The sequence below is a fragment of the Flavobacterium sp. FG68 genome (assembly GCF_057808895.1).
This window is the reverse complement of sequence record NZ_JBMDIY010000040.1, coordinates 20136-39518: the sequence shown is the minus strand read 5'-3', so window position 1 is coordinate 39518 and position 19383 is coordinate 20136. Positions and strand designations below refer to the sequence as shown.

19 protein-coding genes are annotated in these 19383 nt (G+C 34.7%); 9 read left to right on the top strand and 10 right to left on the bottom strand.

The window, feature by feature from the left end; all coding sequences use genetic code 11:
• Window positions 1–59 precede the first annotated feature (59 nt).
• The 4 genes from ACODSB_RS20860 to ACODSB_RS20845 all read left to right on the top strand — a co-directional run bounded on the left by ACODSB_RS20860 (window position 60) and on the right by ACODSB_RS20845 (window position 8474).
• Window positions 60–1226, top strand: coding sequence for an MFS transporter (locus ACODSB_RS20860; protein ID WP_488938436.1), 1167 nt, complete (start codon window positions 60–62; stop codon window positions 1224–1226).
• A gap of 721 nt (window positions 1227–1947) precedes the next feature.
• Window positions 1948–5061: a SusC/RagA family TonB-linked outer membrane protein gene (locus ACODSB_RS20855; protein WP_488938435.1), complete on the top strand. Its 3114-nt coding sequence runs from the start codon at window positions 1948–1950 to the stop codon at window positions 5059–5061.
• A 20-nt stretch (window positions 5062–5081) separates the two neighbouring features.
• Window positions 5082–6863, top strand: a complete 1782-nt coding sequence (locus ACODSB_RS20850; RefSeq protein ID WP_488938434.1) for a RagB/SusD family nutrient uptake outer membrane protein — start codon at window positions 5082–5084, stop codon at window positions 6861–6863.
• A 48-nt stretch (window positions 6864–6911) separates the two neighbouring features.
• Window positions 6912–8474, top strand: a complete 1563-nt coding sequence (locus tag ACODSB_RS20845; RefSeq protein ID WP_488938433.1) for a DUF5123 domain-containing protein — start codon at window positions 6912–6914, stop codon at window positions 8472–8474.
• Window positions 8475–8621: 147 nt separating this feature from the next.
• Here the strand turns inward: ACODSB_RS20845 and ACODSB_RS20840 are convergent, their stop codons facing one another.
• The 4 genes from ACODSB_RS20840 to ACODSB_RS20825 form a co-directional block, all read right to left on the bottom strand.
• Complete coding sequence (locus ACODSB_RS20840; RefSeq protein WP_488938432.1) at window positions 8622–9194, bottom strand: pentapeptide repeat-containing protein; 573 nt, start codon at window positions 9192–9194, stop codon at window positions 8622–8624.
• 45 nt (window positions 9195–9239) lie between these two features.
• Window positions 9240–9440, bottom strand: coding sequence for a hypothetical protein (locus tag ACODSB_RS20835; RefSeq protein WP_488938431.1), 201 nt, complete (start codon window positions 9438–9440; stop codon window positions 9240–9242).
• Between the two features lie 71 nt (window positions 9441–9511).
• Window positions 9512–10432, bottom strand: a complete 921-nt coding sequence (locus ACODSB_RS20830) for an AraC family transcriptional regulator (protein WP_488938430.1) — start codon at window positions 10430–10432, stop codon at window positions 9512–9514.
• Window positions 10433–10434: 2 nt separating this feature from the next.
• Window positions 10435–10998, bottom strand: a complete 564-nt coding sequence (locus ACODSB_RS20825) for a DUF6642 family protein (RefSeq protein WP_053472360.1) — start codon at window positions 10996–10998, stop codon at window positions 10435–10437.
• A gap of 171 nt (window positions 10999–11169) precedes the next feature.
• Between ACODSB_RS20825 and ACODSB_RS20820 the strand changes: the two genes are divergently transcribed.
• A complete protein-coding gene (locus ACODSB_RS20820) occupies window positions 11170–11772 on the top strand; it encodes a 5'-methylthioadenosine/S-adenosylhomocysteine nucleosidase family protein (RefSeq protein WP_488938429.1) in 603 nt (200 codons plus the stop codon).
• Window positions 11773–11788: 16 nt separating this feature from the next.
• Here ACODSB_RS20820 and ACODSB_RS20815 read toward each other — a convergent pair whose 3' ends face one another.
• Window positions 11789–12031, bottom strand: a complete 243-nt coding sequence (locus ACODSB_RS20815) for a hypothetical protein (protein WP_488938428.1) — start codon at window positions 12029–12031, stop codon at window positions 11789–11791.
• A gap of 346 nt (window positions 12032–12377) precedes the next feature.
• On the opposite strand from ACODSB_RS20815, the gene ACODSB_RS20810 reads away from it, so the two are divergent.
• Both ACODSB_RS20810 and ACODSB_RS20805 read left to right on the top strand, forming a co-directional pair.
• Window positions 12378–13637 (top strand): putative DNA modification/repair radical SAM protein, encoded by a 1260-nt coding sequence (locus ACODSB_RS20810; RefSeq protein ID WP_488938427.1) that lies wholly within the window; start codon window positions 12378–12380, stop codon window positions 13635–13637.
• A gap of 5 nt (window positions 13638–13642) precedes the next feature.
• Window positions 13643–14419, top strand: a complete 777-nt coding sequence (locus ACODSB_RS20805; RefSeq protein WP_488938426.1) for a TIGR03915 family putative DNA repair protein — start codon at window positions 13643–13645, stop codon at window positions 14417–14419.
• Between the two features lie 14 nt (window positions 14420–14433).
• Here the strand turns inward: ACODSB_RS20805 and ACODSB_RS20800 are convergent, their stop codons facing one another.
• A complete protein-coding gene (locus ACODSB_RS20800) occupies window positions 14434–14802 on the bottom strand; it encodes a winged helix-turn-helix transcriptional regulator (protein WP_256635983.1) in 369 nt (122 codons plus the stop codon).
• Between the two features lie 162 nt (window positions 14803–14964).
• On the opposite strand from ACODSB_RS20800, the gene ACODSB_RS20795 reads away from it, so the two are divergent.
• Together ACODSB_RS20795 and ACODSB_RS20790 are read left to right on the top strand one after the other, a co-directional pair.
• A complete protein-coding gene (locus tag ACODSB_RS20795; protein ID WP_488938425.1) occupies window positions 14965–15414 on the top strand; it encodes an ester cyclase in 450 nt (149 codons plus the stop codon).
• Window positions 15415–15430: 16 nt separating this feature from the next.
• Window positions 15431–16099 (top strand): SDR family NAD(P)-dependent oxidoreductase, encoded by a 669-nt coding sequence (locus ACODSB_RS20790; protein WP_488938424.1) that lies wholly within the window; start codon window positions 15431–15433, stop codon window positions 16097–16099.
• 74 nt (window positions 16100–16173) lie between these two features.
• Here ACODSB_RS20790 and ACODSB_RS20785 read toward each other — a convergent pair whose 3' ends face one another.
• The 4 genes from ACODSB_RS20785 to ACODSB_RS20770 form a co-directional block, all read right to left on the bottom strand.
• Complete coding sequence (locus tag ACODSB_RS20785) at window positions 16174–16722, bottom strand: YybH family protein (RefSeq protein ID WP_488938423.1); 549 nt, start codon at window positions 16720–16722, stop codon at window positions 16174–16176.
• Window positions 16719–17129: a tautomerase family protein gene (locus ACODSB_RS20780; protein ID WP_488938422.1), complete on the bottom strand. Its 411-nt coding sequence runs from the start codon at window positions 17127–17129 to the stop codon at window positions 16719–16721. Before ACODSB_RS20780 ends, ACODSB_RS20785 begins: the two co-directional genes overlap by 4 nt.
• 52 nt (window positions 17130–17181) lie before the next feature.
• Window positions 17182–17757, bottom strand: a complete 576-nt coding sequence (locus ACODSB_RS20775; RefSeq protein ID WP_309843682.1) for a Crp/Fnr family transcriptional regulator — start codon at window positions 17755–17757, stop codon at window positions 17182–17184.
• Window positions 17758–17834: 77 nt separating this feature from the next.
• The gene (locus ACODSB_RS20770) at window positions 17835–19301 is read right to left on the bottom strand and encodes a glycoside hydrolase family 130 protein (protein ID WP_053472346.1); all 1467 of its coding nucleotides are present in this window, start codon (window positions 19299–19301) and stop codon (window positions 17835–17837) included.
• Window positions 19302–19383: the final 82 nt, after the last annotated feature.

Sequence of the window (19383 nt, the reverse complement as noted above, 5' to 3'; positions counted from 1 at the left end):
TTGTCTAATAGTGTTAAATTTGCAACGTAGAAAGTCTTTCCCTTTCTCATCCAATCAAAATGAAAAAAAGTCTTATTGCACTCTCTTTTGGAGGCTTAACAATTGGTATAACCGAATTTGTAATGATGGGTCTTCTTCCTGATATAGCTTCAGATATGAAAGTTAGTATTCCCGTTGCCGGATATTTAATTTCTGCTTATGCACTTGGAGTCGTTATTGGCGCTCCTTTATTAGTAATACTTGGAAGAAATTTTCCACCTAAAAAAATGCTTTTAATTTTAGCTTTAATGTTAACGGTTTTTAACGCGCTTTCGATTATTGCACCTTCTTATAATTTTTTATTTGCTTCGCGATTTTTATCGGGATTACCGCATGGAGCGTTTTTTGGAGTGGGTGCGGTAGTCGCAAGCCGTTTAGCCGATAAAGGAAAAGAAGCACAGGCGATTGCGATTATGTTTTCGGGTTTAACCCTTGCTAATTTAATTGGTGTCCCAATCGGAACTTACATTGGACATAACTTTATCTGGCGTTATACTTTTGTATTAATTGCTGTTGTGGGTCTGTTAACCTTTTTGCTTATCTCTTTATGGATGCCAAAGTTAGATAAAGGCGAAACGGTAAATATGAAAAAACAATTAGAATTTTTCAAAAGAACCGAAGCTTGGTTAATTATCGGAATCACAGCTATTGGTTTTGGGGGATTATTTGCCTGGATTAGTTATATCGCTCCTTTATTGATTAACGTTTCGAAATTTGGCGAAGGCGATGTTTCGTATATTTTAATTCTTGCCGGACTTGGAATGGTTGTTGGAAATTTTGCCGGAGGAAAACTGGCAGATAAATATTCACCTGCACCAACCACTTTAGCCTTGTTGTTTATCATGTCAATCGATTTGGTTTTGGTTTACTTCTTCTCATCAAATCAATATATTTCATTGTTTTTGACATTCTTAACGGGAGCTATTTCTTTCTCCGTTATTGCGCCAATTCAAATGTTAATGATACGAACTGCAACAGGAGCAGAGATGATTGCTTCGGCTTCTTTGCAGGGAAGTTTTAATATCGGAAACGCTCTTGGAGCTTTCCTTGGCGGATTACCTTTAACAGCCGGATACAGCTACGAATCTCCAAATCTTATAGGTGTTGGAATGTCTATTGTTGGAATGCTTATCACAGTGACTTTAATTAAAATGCGCAAGAACGATTTGAAGCTTCAAAGCGCATAAATTTTATATTTCTAAATATCAAACCCTTAGATTATTTCTAAGGGTTTTTTTATGCCCAAAAATATTTTAGGATTTGTTTAGGGTTTTGAGTGCTTATTTAAGGACTGTACTATAAGTTTAAAAACAAGTTGTAGGTTTCTTTTTTGAAAGAAAACTTGTTAAAAATGACATTAGTTAAAAATTTTATTTGATTTTTTCAGCAATTTTAAATGTTAAAAATACACTTAAAAATTTATTAAATTGTAAGCTTGTAATCGATTGTTTTTTTAGATAAAATCGTAACAAATTATCAAATTACGATAATATATTTAATATTTATATATCGGTAAAATTACAGAAGTCGTATAAAAAAGCTGTTTTATTTTTGATATATAATTCTATTTATGAAATTTTTATGAATTTTAATTTTTTATATAAAAAAAATATCTATGTTTGTGTAATCGATTACAACTTTTTCAGGCATTGTTAATAGAAGTTTCGATTCTTACAAAAACAGAATGATTAAAATTCCAAAATAGTGTAGACCTAATCTTTGTGAATAATTGCAGAGACTGGGCTGACAAACAAAAAAAGAAACCACAAAAACCACTTTTAAACAATTTACTAACTTAAACAAACAACCATGAATTTTAAAGATTTATTAAACAAGGGAGCAAATCATTGCTTTGCATTTGTTTTTTTATTGTGCTTGCTGTTGAGCAATCGAGCAAATGCTCAGACAGTGACAATAGAAGGAACCGTTAAGGATGCAGCCGGACTTTCTTTGCCAGGGGTTAATGTACTGGAGAAAGGAACGAAGAACGGGACTTCTACAGATTTTGACGGCCACTATAAATTAAAATTAACCAATCCAAAAGCGGTTTTAAGCTTTTCATTTATAGGATTTAAAACTATTGAAATACCTACAGAAGGAAAAGCCAAAGTAAATGCAACTATGTCTGAAGATTCTAATAACCTAAACGAAGTTGTTGTAATTGGGTATGGAACTTCAAAAAAATCTGATTTAACGGGTGCAGTGGCGACATTTTCTGGAAATGAAATGCGTAAAATTCCTGTTCCTAACGTAGCAGAAGCCTTAACAGGACGTATAGCGGGAGTTCAGGTAACTTCTTCGGAAGGTTCACCGGATTCAAACGTGCAGATTAGAATTCGTGGAAACGGTTCTTTAACGCAGGATGCTTCACCGTTGTATATTGTAGATGGATTTCCGGTAAATAATATTAATGACATTTCTTCTTCGGATATTGATACGATGACCATATTAAAAGATGCATCGTCTACCGCAATTTATGGTTCAAGAGGAGCGTATGGAGTTGTTATTGTTACAACTAAGAAAGGTAAAGATGGTAAAATCTCCGTAAACTATAATATGTTTTACGGTATGAAAAAACTAGCCAATACTATTGATGTTACAGCTCCGGAAGATTATGTGAAATGGCAGTATGAGTATGCTTTGCTTAAGGATAGTGCTAATTTAAATTCTTATGAGAAATATTTTGGTTCATGGAATGATTATGACATGTATAAAGGCATGAAAGGTAATGACTGGCAAAGACAGGTTTTTGGGCGTACCGGTGAAGTTCAAAGCCGTGACTTATCTATTCGCGGCGGTTCAGATAAAATGAACTATAATTTCAATTATGCTCATTATGATGAAAAAGCAATCATGGACGGATCAGATTTTAATAGAAATAACTTGTCGCTGGCTTTAAACAGTAAAGCTTCTGATAAAGTTGATTTGAGTTTTACAGTTCGTTATTCAGATACAGAAATTAATGGTGGTGGAATGAACGAGCAAAATGAAGTTTCATCGGCAGATTCTCGTTTAAAAAATATTGTGGGATATGCTCCAATTCCGGTTCCGGGGTTAACAACTGATGATACTGATGAAGCGGTTTCGGATAATTTAACGCATCCTTTTGTGGCTATTGCTGACACTGACCGTCAGCAGTTTAGAAAAAACTTTAATATGCTGGGAAGTTTTTCATGGAAACTTACTTCAGATTTAATTTTTAAAACAGAATTAGGCTGGGATAATTACAATTATTTAGACTATCGTTATTTTGGACGTTCTACTTATTATGTAAAAAATAATCCGGCGGCAGAAAGACAAGGTATGCCGGCTATGATAATGGGAGACAGAAAAGATACTCGTTTTAGAAACGCTAATACGCTGAACTATGATTTGAAAAAATTTGTTGGAGAAAATCATAGTTTAAAATTACTTTTGGGTGAAGAATCTATTGAATACAAAAGAAATGATGTAAATACTGCCATTCATGGTTATCCATTAACTTTTGGTTTAGATCAGGCAAAAAAATTAACGACTCAGGGAACACCGGTTTCAGTGGATAATTTCTATTTCCCGGATGATAAATTGCTTTCATTTTTTGGTCGTGTAAATTACGAGTATAAAGATCGTTACCTTTTTACAGCAACGTATCGTGCCGATGGTTCAAGTAAATTTTTAGGGGATAACAAATGGGGATTTTTCCCGGCGGCTGCGGCAGCATGGAAAATTTCGGGAGAAGAATTTATGAAAAATGCTTCGTGGATCAATTTGCTTAAACTTAGAGCAAGTTATGGTGAAGCAGGAAACAACAATATCCCAACAGGGCAAATGGTTCAGAGTTTTACCTCTACAACATCTACCTGGATTAATGGTGTTGATAATTACTGGGCGCCTTCTAAAACAATGGCAAACCCGGATTTAAAATGGGAAACTACTGTGACGCAAAACTTAGGTTTAGATTTCGATTTGTTTAAAAACCGTGTTACAGGTTCTGTTGAGGTGTATAAAAACGTTACAAAAGATTTATTGATCAACTTCCCAATTTCTGGAGGATATGATTTCCAATACAGAAACATGGGTGAAGTTCAAAATAGCGGAGTTGAGGCTACTTTAAATCTTAACCTAATCGAAAGAGAAAAATATGGTGTAAGCTTATCGTTTAATGCTGGATTCAACACCAATAAAATCAACTCACTTGGTGTAATGAGCAACTTTGGTGCAAGTTCCGGATGGGCTTCTACGGCTATTGGAAATGATTATTTAGTAAACGTAGGTCAGTCAATAGGTGTTATGTATGGATATAAAAGTGACGGACGTTACGAAGTATCTGATTTCAATTATAACGCAGGAACTTACACTTTAAAAACCGGAGTACCAGATGGTACTACAATTGTTGGGCCTATGAAACCGGGTGCAATGAAATTGAAAGATATTAATGGTGATAATAAAATAGATGCAAATGATCTTACGGTGATTGGAAATGCAAACCCAAAAACGACAGGAGGTTTTGTATTGAATGCGAATGCATATGGATTTGATCTTTCTGCAGCATTTAACTACAGCATTGGGAATGATGTTTATAATGCCAACAAAATTGAATTTTCTACTTCAATTCCAAATGGACAATATAGAAATTTAAATACTGAAATGGCTGACGGAACAAGATGGACAAACTTTGATCCTAACACAGGACAATTAGTAACAGATCCTGCAGCACTTACTGCCTTAAATGCAAATACTACAATGTGGTCTCCTTATATGCCGCGTTATGTTTTTAGTGACTGGGCTGTTGAAGACGGGTCTTTTTTAAGACTTAATACTTTGAGTTTAGGTTATACTACACCAAATGATTTGACTTCTGCTTTAGGCGTTTCTAAGTTAAGATTTTACTTAACTGCCAGTAACGTATTTGTCTGGACAAAATACACCGGGCAAGATCCTGAAGCTTCAACAAGAAGAAATACACCGTTGACTCCTGGGGTTGATTATTCAGCTTATCCAAGAAGCAGACAGTTGATATTTGGTTTAAACCTTAATTTTTAATTCAGTAAAACTTTCACAAGATGAAACATAAAATAGTAATAGCAGGAATGTTTGTTGCAAGTCTTTTTTGTTCTTGCTCAGATGACTACTTAGATGCTCCGGCACAATCAACATTAGACGAATCAGTTATTTTTTCAAGTCCTGATTTAGCTGCGGGAGCAGTAGACGGAATTAAAATTCCGTTTGCAGAAACTAACTCTTACAGAGGTCGTTTTCTTCCTTTTTATGGATTAAACACAGATGTAGAATGGTATAATTCTTCGCAAACCGTAAGTGATGCTTCAGATTTATGCACCTATGATGCAAAGTCAAATAACTCACAAATGAACACGACCAACAATGCCTGGGCAATGATGTATTCAGGAATTGAACGTGCCAATCTTTGTGTTCGCGGTTTACGTACTTATGGTAACCCAACACCGGGATCTGACTTAGGATATTTATTAGGTGAAGCTTTAACTTTAAGAGCTATTTATTATGCTGATTTAATAAAAGCGTGGGGAGATGTTCCGTACCGATTTGAGCCATTAACAAATGAAACACTTTATATAGGAAAAACAAGCCGTGACGAAATTTACAAACAACTACTTAAAGATTTAGGTGAAGCAGCAACATTAGTGCCGTGGCCTGGAGAAACTACAGCAACAAGCAGTGTAGAAAGAATCAATAAAGCTTTCGTAAAAGGTTTCCGCGCGCGTTTAGCAATGGCTGCGAGCGGTTATCAGCAATATCCTGACGGAGTAAGAAGAAGTACAGATCCGCAGCTTTCTGTTGCCAATATGTACGCATTGGCATTAGCAGAATCCCGTTCGGTAATTGAAAGCGGATCTGCACATTTAGAGTCTTCTTTTGAAACATTCTGGAAAAAATACAATCAGGAATATTTAGTGGCAGGTGGCGAATCATTGTGGGAACTTCCATTTTCTGAAGGTAGAGGACGTATGCTGTTTACATTTGCAGTACGCCATACTACAGATGATCAATTTCATGCAAACGGACCAAACCGCGGGGGAACTGCGGGGCCGCTTCCTTTCGTTTTTTACGACTACGATCAGGCGGATACGCGTAGAGATGTTACCTGCGTTCCGTACAAATATGGAACAGCTGTAAACAATATTGCAAAACAAGAATTAGGAGCTTTAAATACCTGGTATTTTGGAAAATACCGTTACGAATGGATGACCCGCAGAGTTACTTCAACAAATGATGATGGTGTTAACAAAATTTATATGCGTTATGCTGAGGTACTTTTAATCGCAGCAGAAGCAGCTAACGAATTAGAAGGTCCAAGTGCAGCAGCTCCATATTTAAAAGAAATCCGCAGAAGGGCATTCCCGGCAGCAGCTCAGCCAGTAAAAGTAGATGCTTATGTAAGTGCCTTAACCAGCAAAGATGCTATGTTTAAAGCATTGGTAGAAGAAAATAAATTTGAGTTTACAGGAGAAATGGAGCGTAAACAAGCCCTAATTCGCTGGAATCTTCTTAAAACAAAACTAGACGAAGCCAAAGTTAAAATGACAAACTTATCGCAGCGTTTGGGCGAATATGCTACAGTGCCAACAACCTTATATTATAAATTTAAAGCTGATAATGTGAGCTTGGATATTTACGGATTAAACCGTGGAGAAACGGCTAATCCGGGAGCTGCTTATACTTCTTTTGAATGGACATGGACAGGCGCTGCCACCGATGCAAAAATCAATAGTTTGTATAAAGCCGGCGTGAATCCTGATAACAGACAATTCTGGCCAATCTGGCAAGTATTTATTGACGGAAGTAACGGTAAATTAACTAATGATTAGGGTTATTAATCTCATACAATTATTTATTAATTATAAGGCATCATGTTTATGAAAACAAAATATATAATAAAAGGATTAATAGCTTCAATCGTATTGACAGCTGTTATTTCGGGCTGTGAAAATTATAACGAAGAAGTTATAGACAGCATAAATACAAGCAGGGAATTTTCTCCAATTGGTTTAACAGCAAAAGTCAGAAACCAGACTACAGTTGAGTTAAACTGGACTGTAAAACAAGAGGAAATTCCAGATCATTATGTAGTAGAATTTAGTGCAGATGATCCGGACTTTAAAACGATTTTTAAAACCATTAACGTTACAACCGAGCAATTGCCAATTCAGGTTGCATTAGAGGGTGAAACCGTTTATTCAATTAGAGTAAAAGCAGTTGGTTCAACAGGATTAGAAGACTCAAAATGGTCTGTGGTAACAGCAACTACGCTTTCAGAACAAATTTTCTTTCCGGTTCAGGATGCTGATATCGATGCTAAATTTGTTACTTTGAGATGGACACCAAATAGTAACGTTACACAAATTTCTGTTGCTCCGGGCAATATCATTCATACGATAACGCCTGCAGAAAAAACGGCAGGAGTCGCAGTCGTAAACGGACTAACTGGTGAAACAGCTTATACAGCAACATTATTAAACGGAACGAAAACAAGAGGAACTGCCACTTTTACAACCGGAATCGATATTACAAATGGAATTGTAGTGAATCCGGGAGATGATTTAGCAGCAAGTATTGCAGCCGCACCTGCTGGTTCAAGATTATTATTAATGCCGGGAACTTTTAGTACAACTGGAGAAATAATCTTAAATAAATCACTTATTATAAGAGGATTTAAAACAGGTGATAAACCAAAACTGAATGTCAAGTTTACAGTCAATCCGGGAGTTACAAATCTTTCTTTAGTAGATTTAGATTTGAATGGAACAGGGTTAAACAATGCAGCTGTAATAGCAATCAGCGGAGCTGCATCAACTTATGGAGATATTTTAATCAGTAAAAGTAATGTTCATGATTATACTCGTGCTTTAATTTCTGCTAACGTAACAAATGCAAAAGTGACATCATTTACGGTTGATAACAGTATTGTTAAAAATGTAAATACAAATATTGGTGCTGATTTTATCGATTTCAGAAATACCTACATTGCAAGCATAGTGCTTAAAAACAGTACATTCGACAGTTGCTCTGCATCTCGTGATTTTATTAGAGCAGATGCGGCAGCTAACTTATCCGGTAAAGGTTTAGTAACTAATAGTTTGATTGATAAATGTACCTTGTATAATGTATCAAATTTAGCAGCTCCAAAAAGAATTTTATATGTTAGATTTTTAGATAATGCTTCAACAGTAAAAAATACTTTGATAGCGGGAACAAGCGCTATTTATACCAATCAGGCTAATACTGAGCAGCCAGTATTTAGTAAAACCTATTATTACAATGCTCCAGGTTTTATGGATGCAGCGATTCCTTTAAATAAAATCGATGCATCAGGAACTACTGCAGACCCACAGTTTGTAAATGCAGCAAGTGGCGACTTTACAGTAAAAAATCAAACCCTGATCGACAACCAAATTGGAGATCCACGCTGGCTGGATTAATAATTCATTTTTTTTTCTTTTTTTCATTGGTTTAAAAGGGATGCAAAACAGCATCCCTTTTTGTGTTTTCTAACTTTGTCAAAGTTTTAAACTTTGACAAAGTTCCTACACGCAAAAACTATAACTGTAAACCGAGACTAAAAAAAACTACTCAATCTCCAAATCAAATTTCTCAAGCAGCCCCGCAAGGGCAATATGTGAAACCTTAGTTCCTTTAATTTTATTTTCAGAAGGATCAAAAGCATAATTTCTGGACGATCTAAAATCAGTCTTTTCCAGAATACATTCTACGAAAGTAGCATTCGATAAATCACAGTTTTTAAAAACCGCCAAAGACAAATCAGTATTCGAGAAATCGACATCTTTTAGAGAACAGTCAATAAAATTCGTTTTCTTTAATTTCTTGTAAATGAAAGTCGAATAATCTAAAAGGCAATCCTGAAAACTCATGGAAAACAAAAAGCTGTTACTCGCGCTGAAATCCAAACCCATCAGTTTACAGCCAATAAACCTGATATTTTTTAATCCTGTGTTTTTCAGAATCGCCAATGAAAGATTGCAATTTTTAAAAGTAGAATCCAGAAAATCATTATGGCTTAAATCACTTTTAGAGAAGTTGCAATTGATGAATTCGCAGTTCACAAATTCAGTATTCGATAAACTTTGATCAGCATAATCTACCGTGTCAAAAGTTCGGTTTTGGTATAATTTTGTTTCCATTAAAGGGTATGAAGAAATTGAAAAATTGAAGAAATGAACATGATTTTATTCTAATTCGATACAATCAAAAATGCCATTGTTTTGAATTAAATTAGGAATATCAAGTTCGCTGTCGATTCTTAAAATATTATCGCAGTCCTCAAGATCAAAATTCCATAAAGAATTTGGGAGTAATTCCTGAAGCAGGGCAGAAGCCGACTCAAACTTGGATCGATTGTCAACGGAAGTTTTAAAAACATAAATCATAATATGCATTTTTTTGAGATGCAAATTTCAGAAAAATGTATTGTTATTTATTAGGATGCAACAATCAATAATTAGGATTTATCAATCATTTTTCGATATTGAATAGGACTAATCCCTTCATTTTTTTTGAAAAATCGACTAAAGTATGATTGGTCTTCCAGTCCCACTTGTATTCCGATTTCACTTACAGAAAGCGTAGTTTGAAACAACAGGTATTTAGCTTCAAGCAATATGGTTTCGTCAATCCATTTTGCTGCCGATTTTCCGGTAACGGTTCGAACAGATTTATTCAAATGGTTTGGCGTGACATTTAGGAGCGAAGCATAATAATGAACAAAATGATTGGTTTTAATATGCTCGTGAATCAGTTCTTTGAACTTATTTGTAATAACCTCTGCGGCCGAAATACTTTTAGTACTCTTAACCAAATTTTTATTCATCTCATAAAACAAAGCAATCAAATACGATTGCACAATATTCAAATTCGCACTCTCCGTTTCTGAATATTCTTTTTGCAACCGATTCAAAATAGCGGTAATATCAGGAACATCTTTGCTGGCAAAAGCAACTTTCGGATTACCAGAAATTTTCATGAAATCAAATTCATTAAGCATTTCACGGCTGCCGTATTTGCCAATTAAAATATCAGGATGAAACAGGCAGATAAAGCCTTTATGTATACTGTTCACATTATCAAGAGAGAAAATCTGACCAGCCGGAACCATAATCATTTCGTTATCGGTAGTGATGTATTCCTGATAACCCAATTTCATAACATGTTTTCCTGAGGTAATAAAAATTAAAGTATGACAAGAATTTTTAGAAGGCGGAACCGGATATTGCATCTGCATGATTTCCTCAATCTCCAAACAGAAAAAATGATCAGAATTTGATTTGAAAAGTAAATGGATAGGGTTGTCCTCTCCCAGAAACTTCTCCCGAAATCTTGAAGGATTATAGGTTTTTATTTTTTCGGTTGTTTTGGCGCTCATACTTAATAATACAATCTAAAATCAAGTAATTTGCAAAGCGCATAATGTTTTTGGTACAAATCTTCTACCACTTCCGTAAGGTCATCGTTTTCCTGATACAAACTAAAAAACGCTTTATCAATCGTACTGCAGCTGGCAATTTTATTATAAGTAGAACCGTAACCCGAAATGGCACGTGCGCCTGTTATGTCCAAAAAATATTGTGCTTCTTCGTCGTTGAGGTCGAGTCTTTTTTTATTGGCAAAATGAATAATCTTTCCTTTCATTTTTCCCTCAAAAAGTTCGGCTATTTCTTCGAGACTGTAGTAATAATCATGGAGGCAGATGTTGTTTTCCTGTCCCGGCATCACGAGATAAATGATTTCATAATCCTTAAAATTATGATCATCATAAAGCAGCGTATTCAAACTTTCCTCCAAACCTTCAATCGTATCGCAGGCTTTATAAATACTTGCAATTCCCTGGTCAATAGCTATTTCTTCCAGATTTTTAACCACATCAGTAGTCGTAACGGTATCTACGTCCTGTACGCCTTCAAGGCAGAAAATAAATTTTTCATTATCCATACAAATGTCTTTTCGGTTCTAAGGAAAACTGCTTTTGACAAATATATTTTTTTATATGGAAAAACCGCTATTTGATTGGGATTTTAACGTGGTTTTTAGAATTAGAAGAAATACATTAAATAAAAAAACTTTTTTAAACGTATTTTTGCACACTGAAAATCCAAATTAAAAATGATCCAAATTAATCAAAATCAATCTTTTCCCATTGATGATATATTATTCTCTTTTGCCCTTGAATCTGAGGCCGCAGAAGTTTTTAAGAACTATAATATATTAATTACAGGAATTGGAAAAGTTAATGCAGCGTATGAATTGTCTAAAGCTATTCAGAATAAAAAACCTGCATTAATAGTTAATTTAGGATCTGCAGGAAGCAGCTTTTTTCAAAAAGGAGAGGTTATCTGTTGTACTAAATTTGTACAAAGAGACATGGATGTTCAGGGATTAGGTTATGCACAATATGAAACGCCATTGTCGGGGCTGCCAACAGTCTTGGAATACGGTTTGAAAATGGATAACCTGAAAGAAGGTATTTGCGGAACAGGCGATAATTTTGAAATGGGACATTGCTCTGATGTCTACAATGTTGTAGATATGGAAGGCTATGTTTTAGCCATGATCGCCATGAAAGAGAATATTCCGTTTTTATGTCTCAAATATATTTCGGATGGTGCCGATGATAATGCTGCCGAAGACTGGTTTGTTCAGGTGCATAAAGCTGCCGTAGCTTACGGTAAGATTTTAGGATTGAATAATGAAGAGGTTTTAGTATAGTTAAATTAAAAGAATACTAAGCCGCTTTCTGCACACATACCTTTTTCTCTAAAAGTTTAATCTGATCTTCTGAACAAAGAATTTGTTCCCTAAGATCATTTCTATAAACTTCAATCAAATAATGAAAAGTCATTTCTTTCATTGCAGATTTTTTGATAAGTCCTTTTTTAAAATCTAATTTTCTTTCTAATACAATAGCCCTGTAAGATCTCCCGCTTAAAGTTGTGTAGGATACATCTTGTCCTTTTTCAAAATTCATTGCTTTAGCTTTTTTTATTTCTTAAATTTTATTCGCTAATACAGTAGTCTCCATTTTATCAAAAAAAGAGTTGAAAAATAATTTTAAAGGGGGCTAAAAAAACTTTCTAAACTGTTAGCGCAATGTATAAATATTCAAAAATTTTGAACCACGTATTTATACCTGTTTTTAAACTTTAACTATTTTATCCTGAGTAAGATAATTATTAAGAAAAGCTTTGTTATTGTTGGCTTTGGCTTCAATTTTTGATACAATTTAGAACACTAATTTTCAACCCTTCTCCATACCAAATCCCTAATTTTGAATTGATAAAATTTTATTCCAAAAACAAATAAAAAAGGTCAAAATGGTACACGAAAGAGTGATGGAGAAATTGGCAATTTTAGCCGATGCAGCAAAATATGATGTTTCGTGTTCGTCCAGCGGCAGCAAACGGGAAAATAAAAGTAAAGGACTTGGCGATGCAATGGGAAAAGGAATTTGTCATGCGTATACCGAAGACGGACGCTGCGTTTCCTTACTTAAAATTTTACTGACCAATCATTGTATTTTTGATTGTGCGTATTGTGTGAGCAGAAAAAGCAATGATGTAAAACGCGCCGCTTTCACCGTTCAGGAAGTGGTGGATTTGGCCATTGGTTTTTACCGAAGAAATTATATCGAAGGTTTATTTTTGAGTTCGGGTATTTTTGATAATCCCGATTATACGATGGAACGTTTGGTGAGAATTGTAAAGAAACTTCGGCTAGAAGAAAACTTTAATGGATACATTCATTTAAAAGCGATTCCGGGTGCGAGCGACGAATTACTAAAAGAGGCAGGACTTTACGCCGATCGTTTAAGCGTAAATGTCGAAATGCCAACAGAACAAAGTCTTAAACTATTGGCTCCCGATAAAAATCATATCGATGTGATCAAACCAATGGAATATCTGAAAAATGAAATCGTTGGTCATAAAGAAGAAAAAAAGCTAAACTACAAAGCACCTCTTTTTGCTCCGGCGGGTCAAAGTACGCAAATGGTTATTGGCGCAACCAAAGAAAATGATCTCGAAATTCTAGGAATGGCGAATTATTTCTACGAACAAATGAACATGAAACGAGTTTATTATTCGGGATATGTGCCTATAAGTTACGACAATCGCCTTCCGGCAATTGGCACACCAGTTCCTATGATTAGGGAAAACCGATTGTATCAGGCCGATTGGTTAATTCGCTTTTACGGATTTAATGTAAATGAAATTGTAGGTTTCGATCAGCCGAATCTGGATTTGGATATTGACCCAAAACTGGGCTGGGCTTTGCGAAACTTAAACCAATTTCCGGTTGATATCAATACTGCCGATTTAGAATTAATTCTTCGAATTCCGGGAATTGGAGTTAGAAGTGCTTATAAGATTGTCGCCGCCAGAAAATTTAAAAGATTACAGCCCGAACATTTACAGAAATTAGGAATTGCCTACAGCAGGTCAAAATATTTTTTGGCTTTTGCTTCGCCTTTTCAATTGCAGCGGGATTTGACTTCCATCCAAATAAAAGATCATATTTTGAATACACAGAAAAGCAAATACAAAAACGATTTTTCGAATCAGCTTTCTTTATTTTAAACCAAATGACACAAGTAATTTACGATAGTACTTTTGAAGGCTGGCTTTCGGCTGTATTTGAAATCTACGAACTTAAACTCGAAGATGTGGTTTTTGCTAAAAGCGAAGTTTCAAATGCTTTGCTTTTTTCGGATAAACATTTTGTATCAACAGATTTAGTAAAAGCAAAACGGGTTTTAAACGGATTGAAACAAAAGCTGTCAAAAGAAGGTTTTGCGAATATTTACAGAGCATTTTTATCTGAAAATGATAAAATTGACGAAACCTTATTTCAATACGTAAAATATATTTTTTCTAGTTCCATAAATGTGGAAGGTGATTTGTCCAATTCACCAGTTTTAGAAGTTAGAAAAGCCGCTCACTTGACGGGAAGAGAAAGCCACCGGATGGAAGCTTTTGTTCGGTTTAAATTAACCAAAGACAATTTGTATTACGCAATCGTAGAACCAGACTGCGATGTTTTGCCTTTGATAGAAAGTCACTTTAAAAACCGTTATGCCGATCAGCGCTGGTTAATTTATGATGCCAAACGCAAATATGGAATTTATTACGACCTCGAAAATACAACATCGGTACAATTAGAGTTTAATGCTGATTCCAATTCTTCTAAATTTTTAGCCGAAATATGTGACGACAACGAAGAGTTTTTTCAGAATCTCTGGCGCCGTTATTTTAGCAGCGTCAATATCGAATCGAGAAAAAATACCAAACTGCATTTACAGCACATGCCGAAACGTTATTGGAAGAATTTGACAGAGAAAATCCCGAATTTAAAAACATAATAATTTGGACGAATTTAATCTTCTGAAGGCAAAACTATCTTACAATCCATAAACGAAATTTCCGGATTCCATTGAATCGTCCAGTCGCACATTTGTTTTAAAACCGGAAGAAAAGATTTTCCTTTTTCTGTTAAGGAATATTCTACTCTTGGCGGTACTTCTCCAAATTTCTGTCTCAAAATAAAACCATCCTCTTCAAGTTCACGAAGCTGATCAGTTAATACTTTTCTCGAAACACCTTCCATAAAGAAAAGTAGTTTTCCAAAACGTACGCTTTTATTAGCCAGTAAATACAGGATAAGAGGCTTCCATTTAGTGCCAATTATATTTATTGTGTGAAGCATTGAACAAGAATCTTTATTCTCAAGGAGTTTTCGTGCCATAAGTTACTTTTTAGTTACCGCAATTTTTCTTAAATCAAACTGCATTAGTTGCAAATATAAACTATTGATAGTTTATTTGTAGAACTATTGGAAACAAAAGTAGTTAAGAAATAGTAATAAGCCATTTTTCTGCAGAAAAAACGACTAAAAAAATGAAAAATTATGGAGACAAATAAGGAAGAAATGGTGAAAGGATTAACAACATCCGAAATAGAATCAATCAAAACCTTTTATACAATTTGGGGAACAAAACAACCTGAATTATTAGATGAAATCTGTACGCCGGACTGGAAGGATATGCCGCTTTTACCCAATCAGGCAGCAGGTCCAAAAGGTTTACAAGATATTATTAAAGGTTTTACAACTGATTTTCCCGATATCGAAATCAATATTTTAGAAATCTTCGGAACGCATGAACGTGCGGCGGTAAGAGCTGAAATTGTATTTACACACAATAAAGAATTGATTGGCATACCGGCAACGGACAAAAAAGTGTCGGTCGCAATACATGAATTTCATTATTTAAAAGATGGAAAAATAACACATACCTGGCATTTAGAAGACTGGTTTGGTTTACTAATGCAAAGCGGCGGATTTAAACCCAATAATTAATTAAGATAAAAACAAAATGAACAAATTATATAAAACAGCTGTAATAACAGGAATTAGCAGCGGAATAGGTTTAGCCTTAACAAAAAAATTACTAAGCGAAAATTATAATGTAATAGGAACAACAAGATCTGGAAAGTTAGATGATTTTTCGCATTCTAATTTGCAAGTAATTCCGTTAGAAGCTACCAATCAGGAAAGCAGAAATAATGCGATTAATGAAATTTTAGCTATTACAACAGATATTGATTTATTGGTAAACAATGCCGGAATTGCTCCCGATGCTTTTTCAAACGAACCCGATTTTGATTCTTTTACAGCAACCATAAATACAAATGTAACGAGTGTAATTTTCTTTACAGAGTCGTTATTGAAAAATATTAAAACGGGCGGAAAAATTACTTTTATTTCAAGCAGTATGGGATTATTGAAAAATGCAGCTCCAAATGGAACAGCTTATCGATTGTCAAAAAACGCAATTAATATGTATGCGGCAATGCTGGCAACCAGAGTAATTGATAAAGAAATTATTGTAACACCAATTCATCCGGGCTGGGTTCAAACTAAATTAGGCGGAAATCAAGCGCCATTTACTACAGAAGATTCTGCAGACGGAATTTATAATGCTATTCTTTTAAACACAGCATCAGGTAAATTTTGGGATATTACCATTCCTGGTTTAGATTAATTATTTCTGAATTTTAAACTATAAAACCCTTAAACAAATCAATGTTTAAGGGTTTTGTTTTTCTGATTCAAGGTTTATAATAATTGTAATTTCTTCTCTTTTTGTCTGTCTATTAGCGAAGGCTGTTCAAAATAAGAAGTAAGTTCTAAGGAATAAATGACGCTGGTAATTTTCCATTTTCCGTCTCTTTTTATTAAGGTTAAATATTTACCGCCAAAATTGGTCATTTTATTATCTGCCCAAAAACTATAATCCATTGTTACGGCGGCGACAGTTCCATCTTCAATAATATGAATGTTATCAAACTTATCTTCGGTAGATTTGTGGCGGAATAAACTTCTCATAAAACCTTTATAAGTCCCGGAAAAATAATTCGATCGGACTTTTTCTTTTCCGTTTGTTTCTATTTCTTTATTTTGTGATTTATCCATAAGCGCAGCGCACCAGGTAACAGTTCCGTCATTAAATAAATCGTAAAAAGCGATAGAATCTTTTTTGATTACGCTTTCGCTGTACTTTTCTATAATGGCATTTATTTCTTTTTTGTTATCTGTTTTTTGCTGAGCGCTTATATTTTGGATGAAAATCAAACACCCCAAAATCAATGGTTTTATATATTTCATTTTTCTAATTTTATACGATTATGAATCAGTTTGTATTCAATAGTTAATCCTTCATAACCATACGCATCAGCTTTCATTTCTTCAATTGCAGTATAACTTACCGGATGGATTCCGCCTAATCGAAGTGCCAATGCTTCGTGAACAGCATCGATATAATTGGTTTTATCGTTTTTTAGATTGGTAGAATCAGAAATTTTAATTGTAAGATGAAAACTTTTTGTTTGTAAATCTTCCAGCGATTCAGAATTAATAAACCAAAAATTGTCTGGAACAAATGATACCGTTACAACCGTAACTTCGGGTTTTTTATTCAGCACCTTTTTGGTAAGGCCGCTAATAATTACCGCTAATTCTTTTGCTAAAGCTGCGTCTTCTTCGCCGCTGACTTTTAAATTTATAATAGGCATACTTCAAATATTTAATAATTAATGAAGTACAAAGCTCATTATAACAGCAGACTTATTTATTGATGTATGTTAAGAGTTTTATTCTGCTTAAAGACTCCGGTTTAATTCCTAAATACGAGGCAATATGATATTGAGGCACTTTCTGCTCAATTTCAGGATAAAGCTTTCTGATCATTTCTAATCTTTCGGCTGCAGAATTTTTTAGGAAAGAAGTTTCTCTTTTACATTTTCTGATGAAATAATTATCAGAAATGTATTTAGCAAGTTTTAAATAATTAGTGTCTTTTTCGATTAACGAATGAAACTGCTTATGCGTGATGTAATATAATTCAACATCCGTTAAAGCTTCTATATTACAGTTCGTTGGCATTTGCGTTAAAAAACTGGTGTAAGCGCTCGCAAAACTATTTTCGAGATAAAAATCATTATTGAATTCTCCGTCATTATTTTGCACATACGATCTCAAGGTTCCCGAAATCACGATAGCAATAAAATCGCAAACAGAACCTTCCTGAATTAAATGTTCTTTTTTCTTCAGTGTTTTAAGATGTAATTCTTTTAAGAATTCTTCAAAATGATTGGAACTTAATCCTAAGGTTTCGGTAAAAATAGCGCGTAGTGATTCCATTACTAATTGATGTACAATAATCTAGGTAAAGATAATGTAATCTCACTTTAGTACTGATTGAATAAAAGATAAATTTTCTACTTACTCTTCTTCAAAGCATCCAACAATTCAACCATATCAACCACGCCATAAGTAGACGAATAATCAGAAACTGCATACGGTAATATCAAACTATTGTTATGAATAATTGCCCCGCAGGAATATACCACATTTGGAACATAACCTTCACGTTCATCTTCTAATGGAGAAAGTAACGGTTCGCTAAGTCTTCCAATTTCTTTTGATGGATCATCAAGATCAAATAACGATGCGCCAATGCAGTAACGACGCATTGTACCAACACCGTGTGTGATGACAAGCCAGCCTTCCTCGGTCCAAAGCGGAGAACCGCAATTTCCTATTTGGGTAAGTTCCCAAGTGTAACGCGGCTGCTGTAATAAAACAGGATTGTTCCATTGCGTTGCGCGGTTTGAATACATAATGTAATTGTTTACACCGTCGATTCGGGCAAGCATGGCATATTTTCCTTTTATTTTTCTTGGAAACAAAGCCAGGTTTTTATTTTGGGCGCCTTCTCCGTGTAAAGGCATTACTCTAAAAGAATAAAAATCTTCTGTAGAAATTAGTTTTGGTAAAATAGCATGACCGTTATAGGCGGTGTAAGTTGCCATTACACGAACAGAATCATCGTCATCGGTAAAACGAACAAAACGCGCATCTTCAATTCCGCGGCTTTCAGAATCGGATATTGGGAAAATAACACGTTCCGTAATATCAGAATCGTGTTTGAATTGCAAATCGTAAAACGAATTGGCCAGCCAAAGAATTTCTTCAAGAGCAACTCTTCTTTCCTGACGAATCAACGGATCGCCCAATGCTGTAGTTAATAAACTTTTAAGGACAGCAAACTCAAATTCATCCGGTAAACCCTGCATAATTTGATCGATGTATTTGTCCTGCGTATGCATTTCGATCAGTTTGGTCAAAAATCGCTCTTTATTGAATAAAGTTTTATGTTCAATTTCGGCCTTATCAATATGATGACCAATTTTCATTATCTGAAGATTGTTGTCTCTGTCCAGGATTCCTCTTCTAAAAACAATAGATGAAATATGCCCTTCGCCCGTGGCACGAAAAGAAATAATAACACGTTTTTCGCCCACTTCGAGACCCGACTGATCAAAATCTTCTACAATTGAGGGATTAAAAATAGCAGCAGATTCAATCGCATATTCCATAGTGCAATAAGAACCAATAAGCATTTTTCGATTCAAAGACATCGCTTCATAATCGACTTGCATGGATTCGATAATAGGCCTGATTTTTTCGCAGTGTCTAAAAAATATAGCCGAAATATTGCGATGGCGTCTGGCAAATTCACGAAGAGTCTGCTCTAAAGTTTCCAACACTTGTTTTTCATCCAATGTCATAATCCGAAGCACCATTTGCTGGGTTCGCTCATAACCATTCATAAAATATCGGGCAACAACTCTTCTGGAATCTGGGGTGAATTTTATACTTTTTCGGACTACTGATACTCGCATAGTTTTTGGTTTTTTAGCACAATGAGTAATTGTGTTTTCTAATGTTAGAATGATTACTTCGTGTATAATTTGTTTTGAAAAA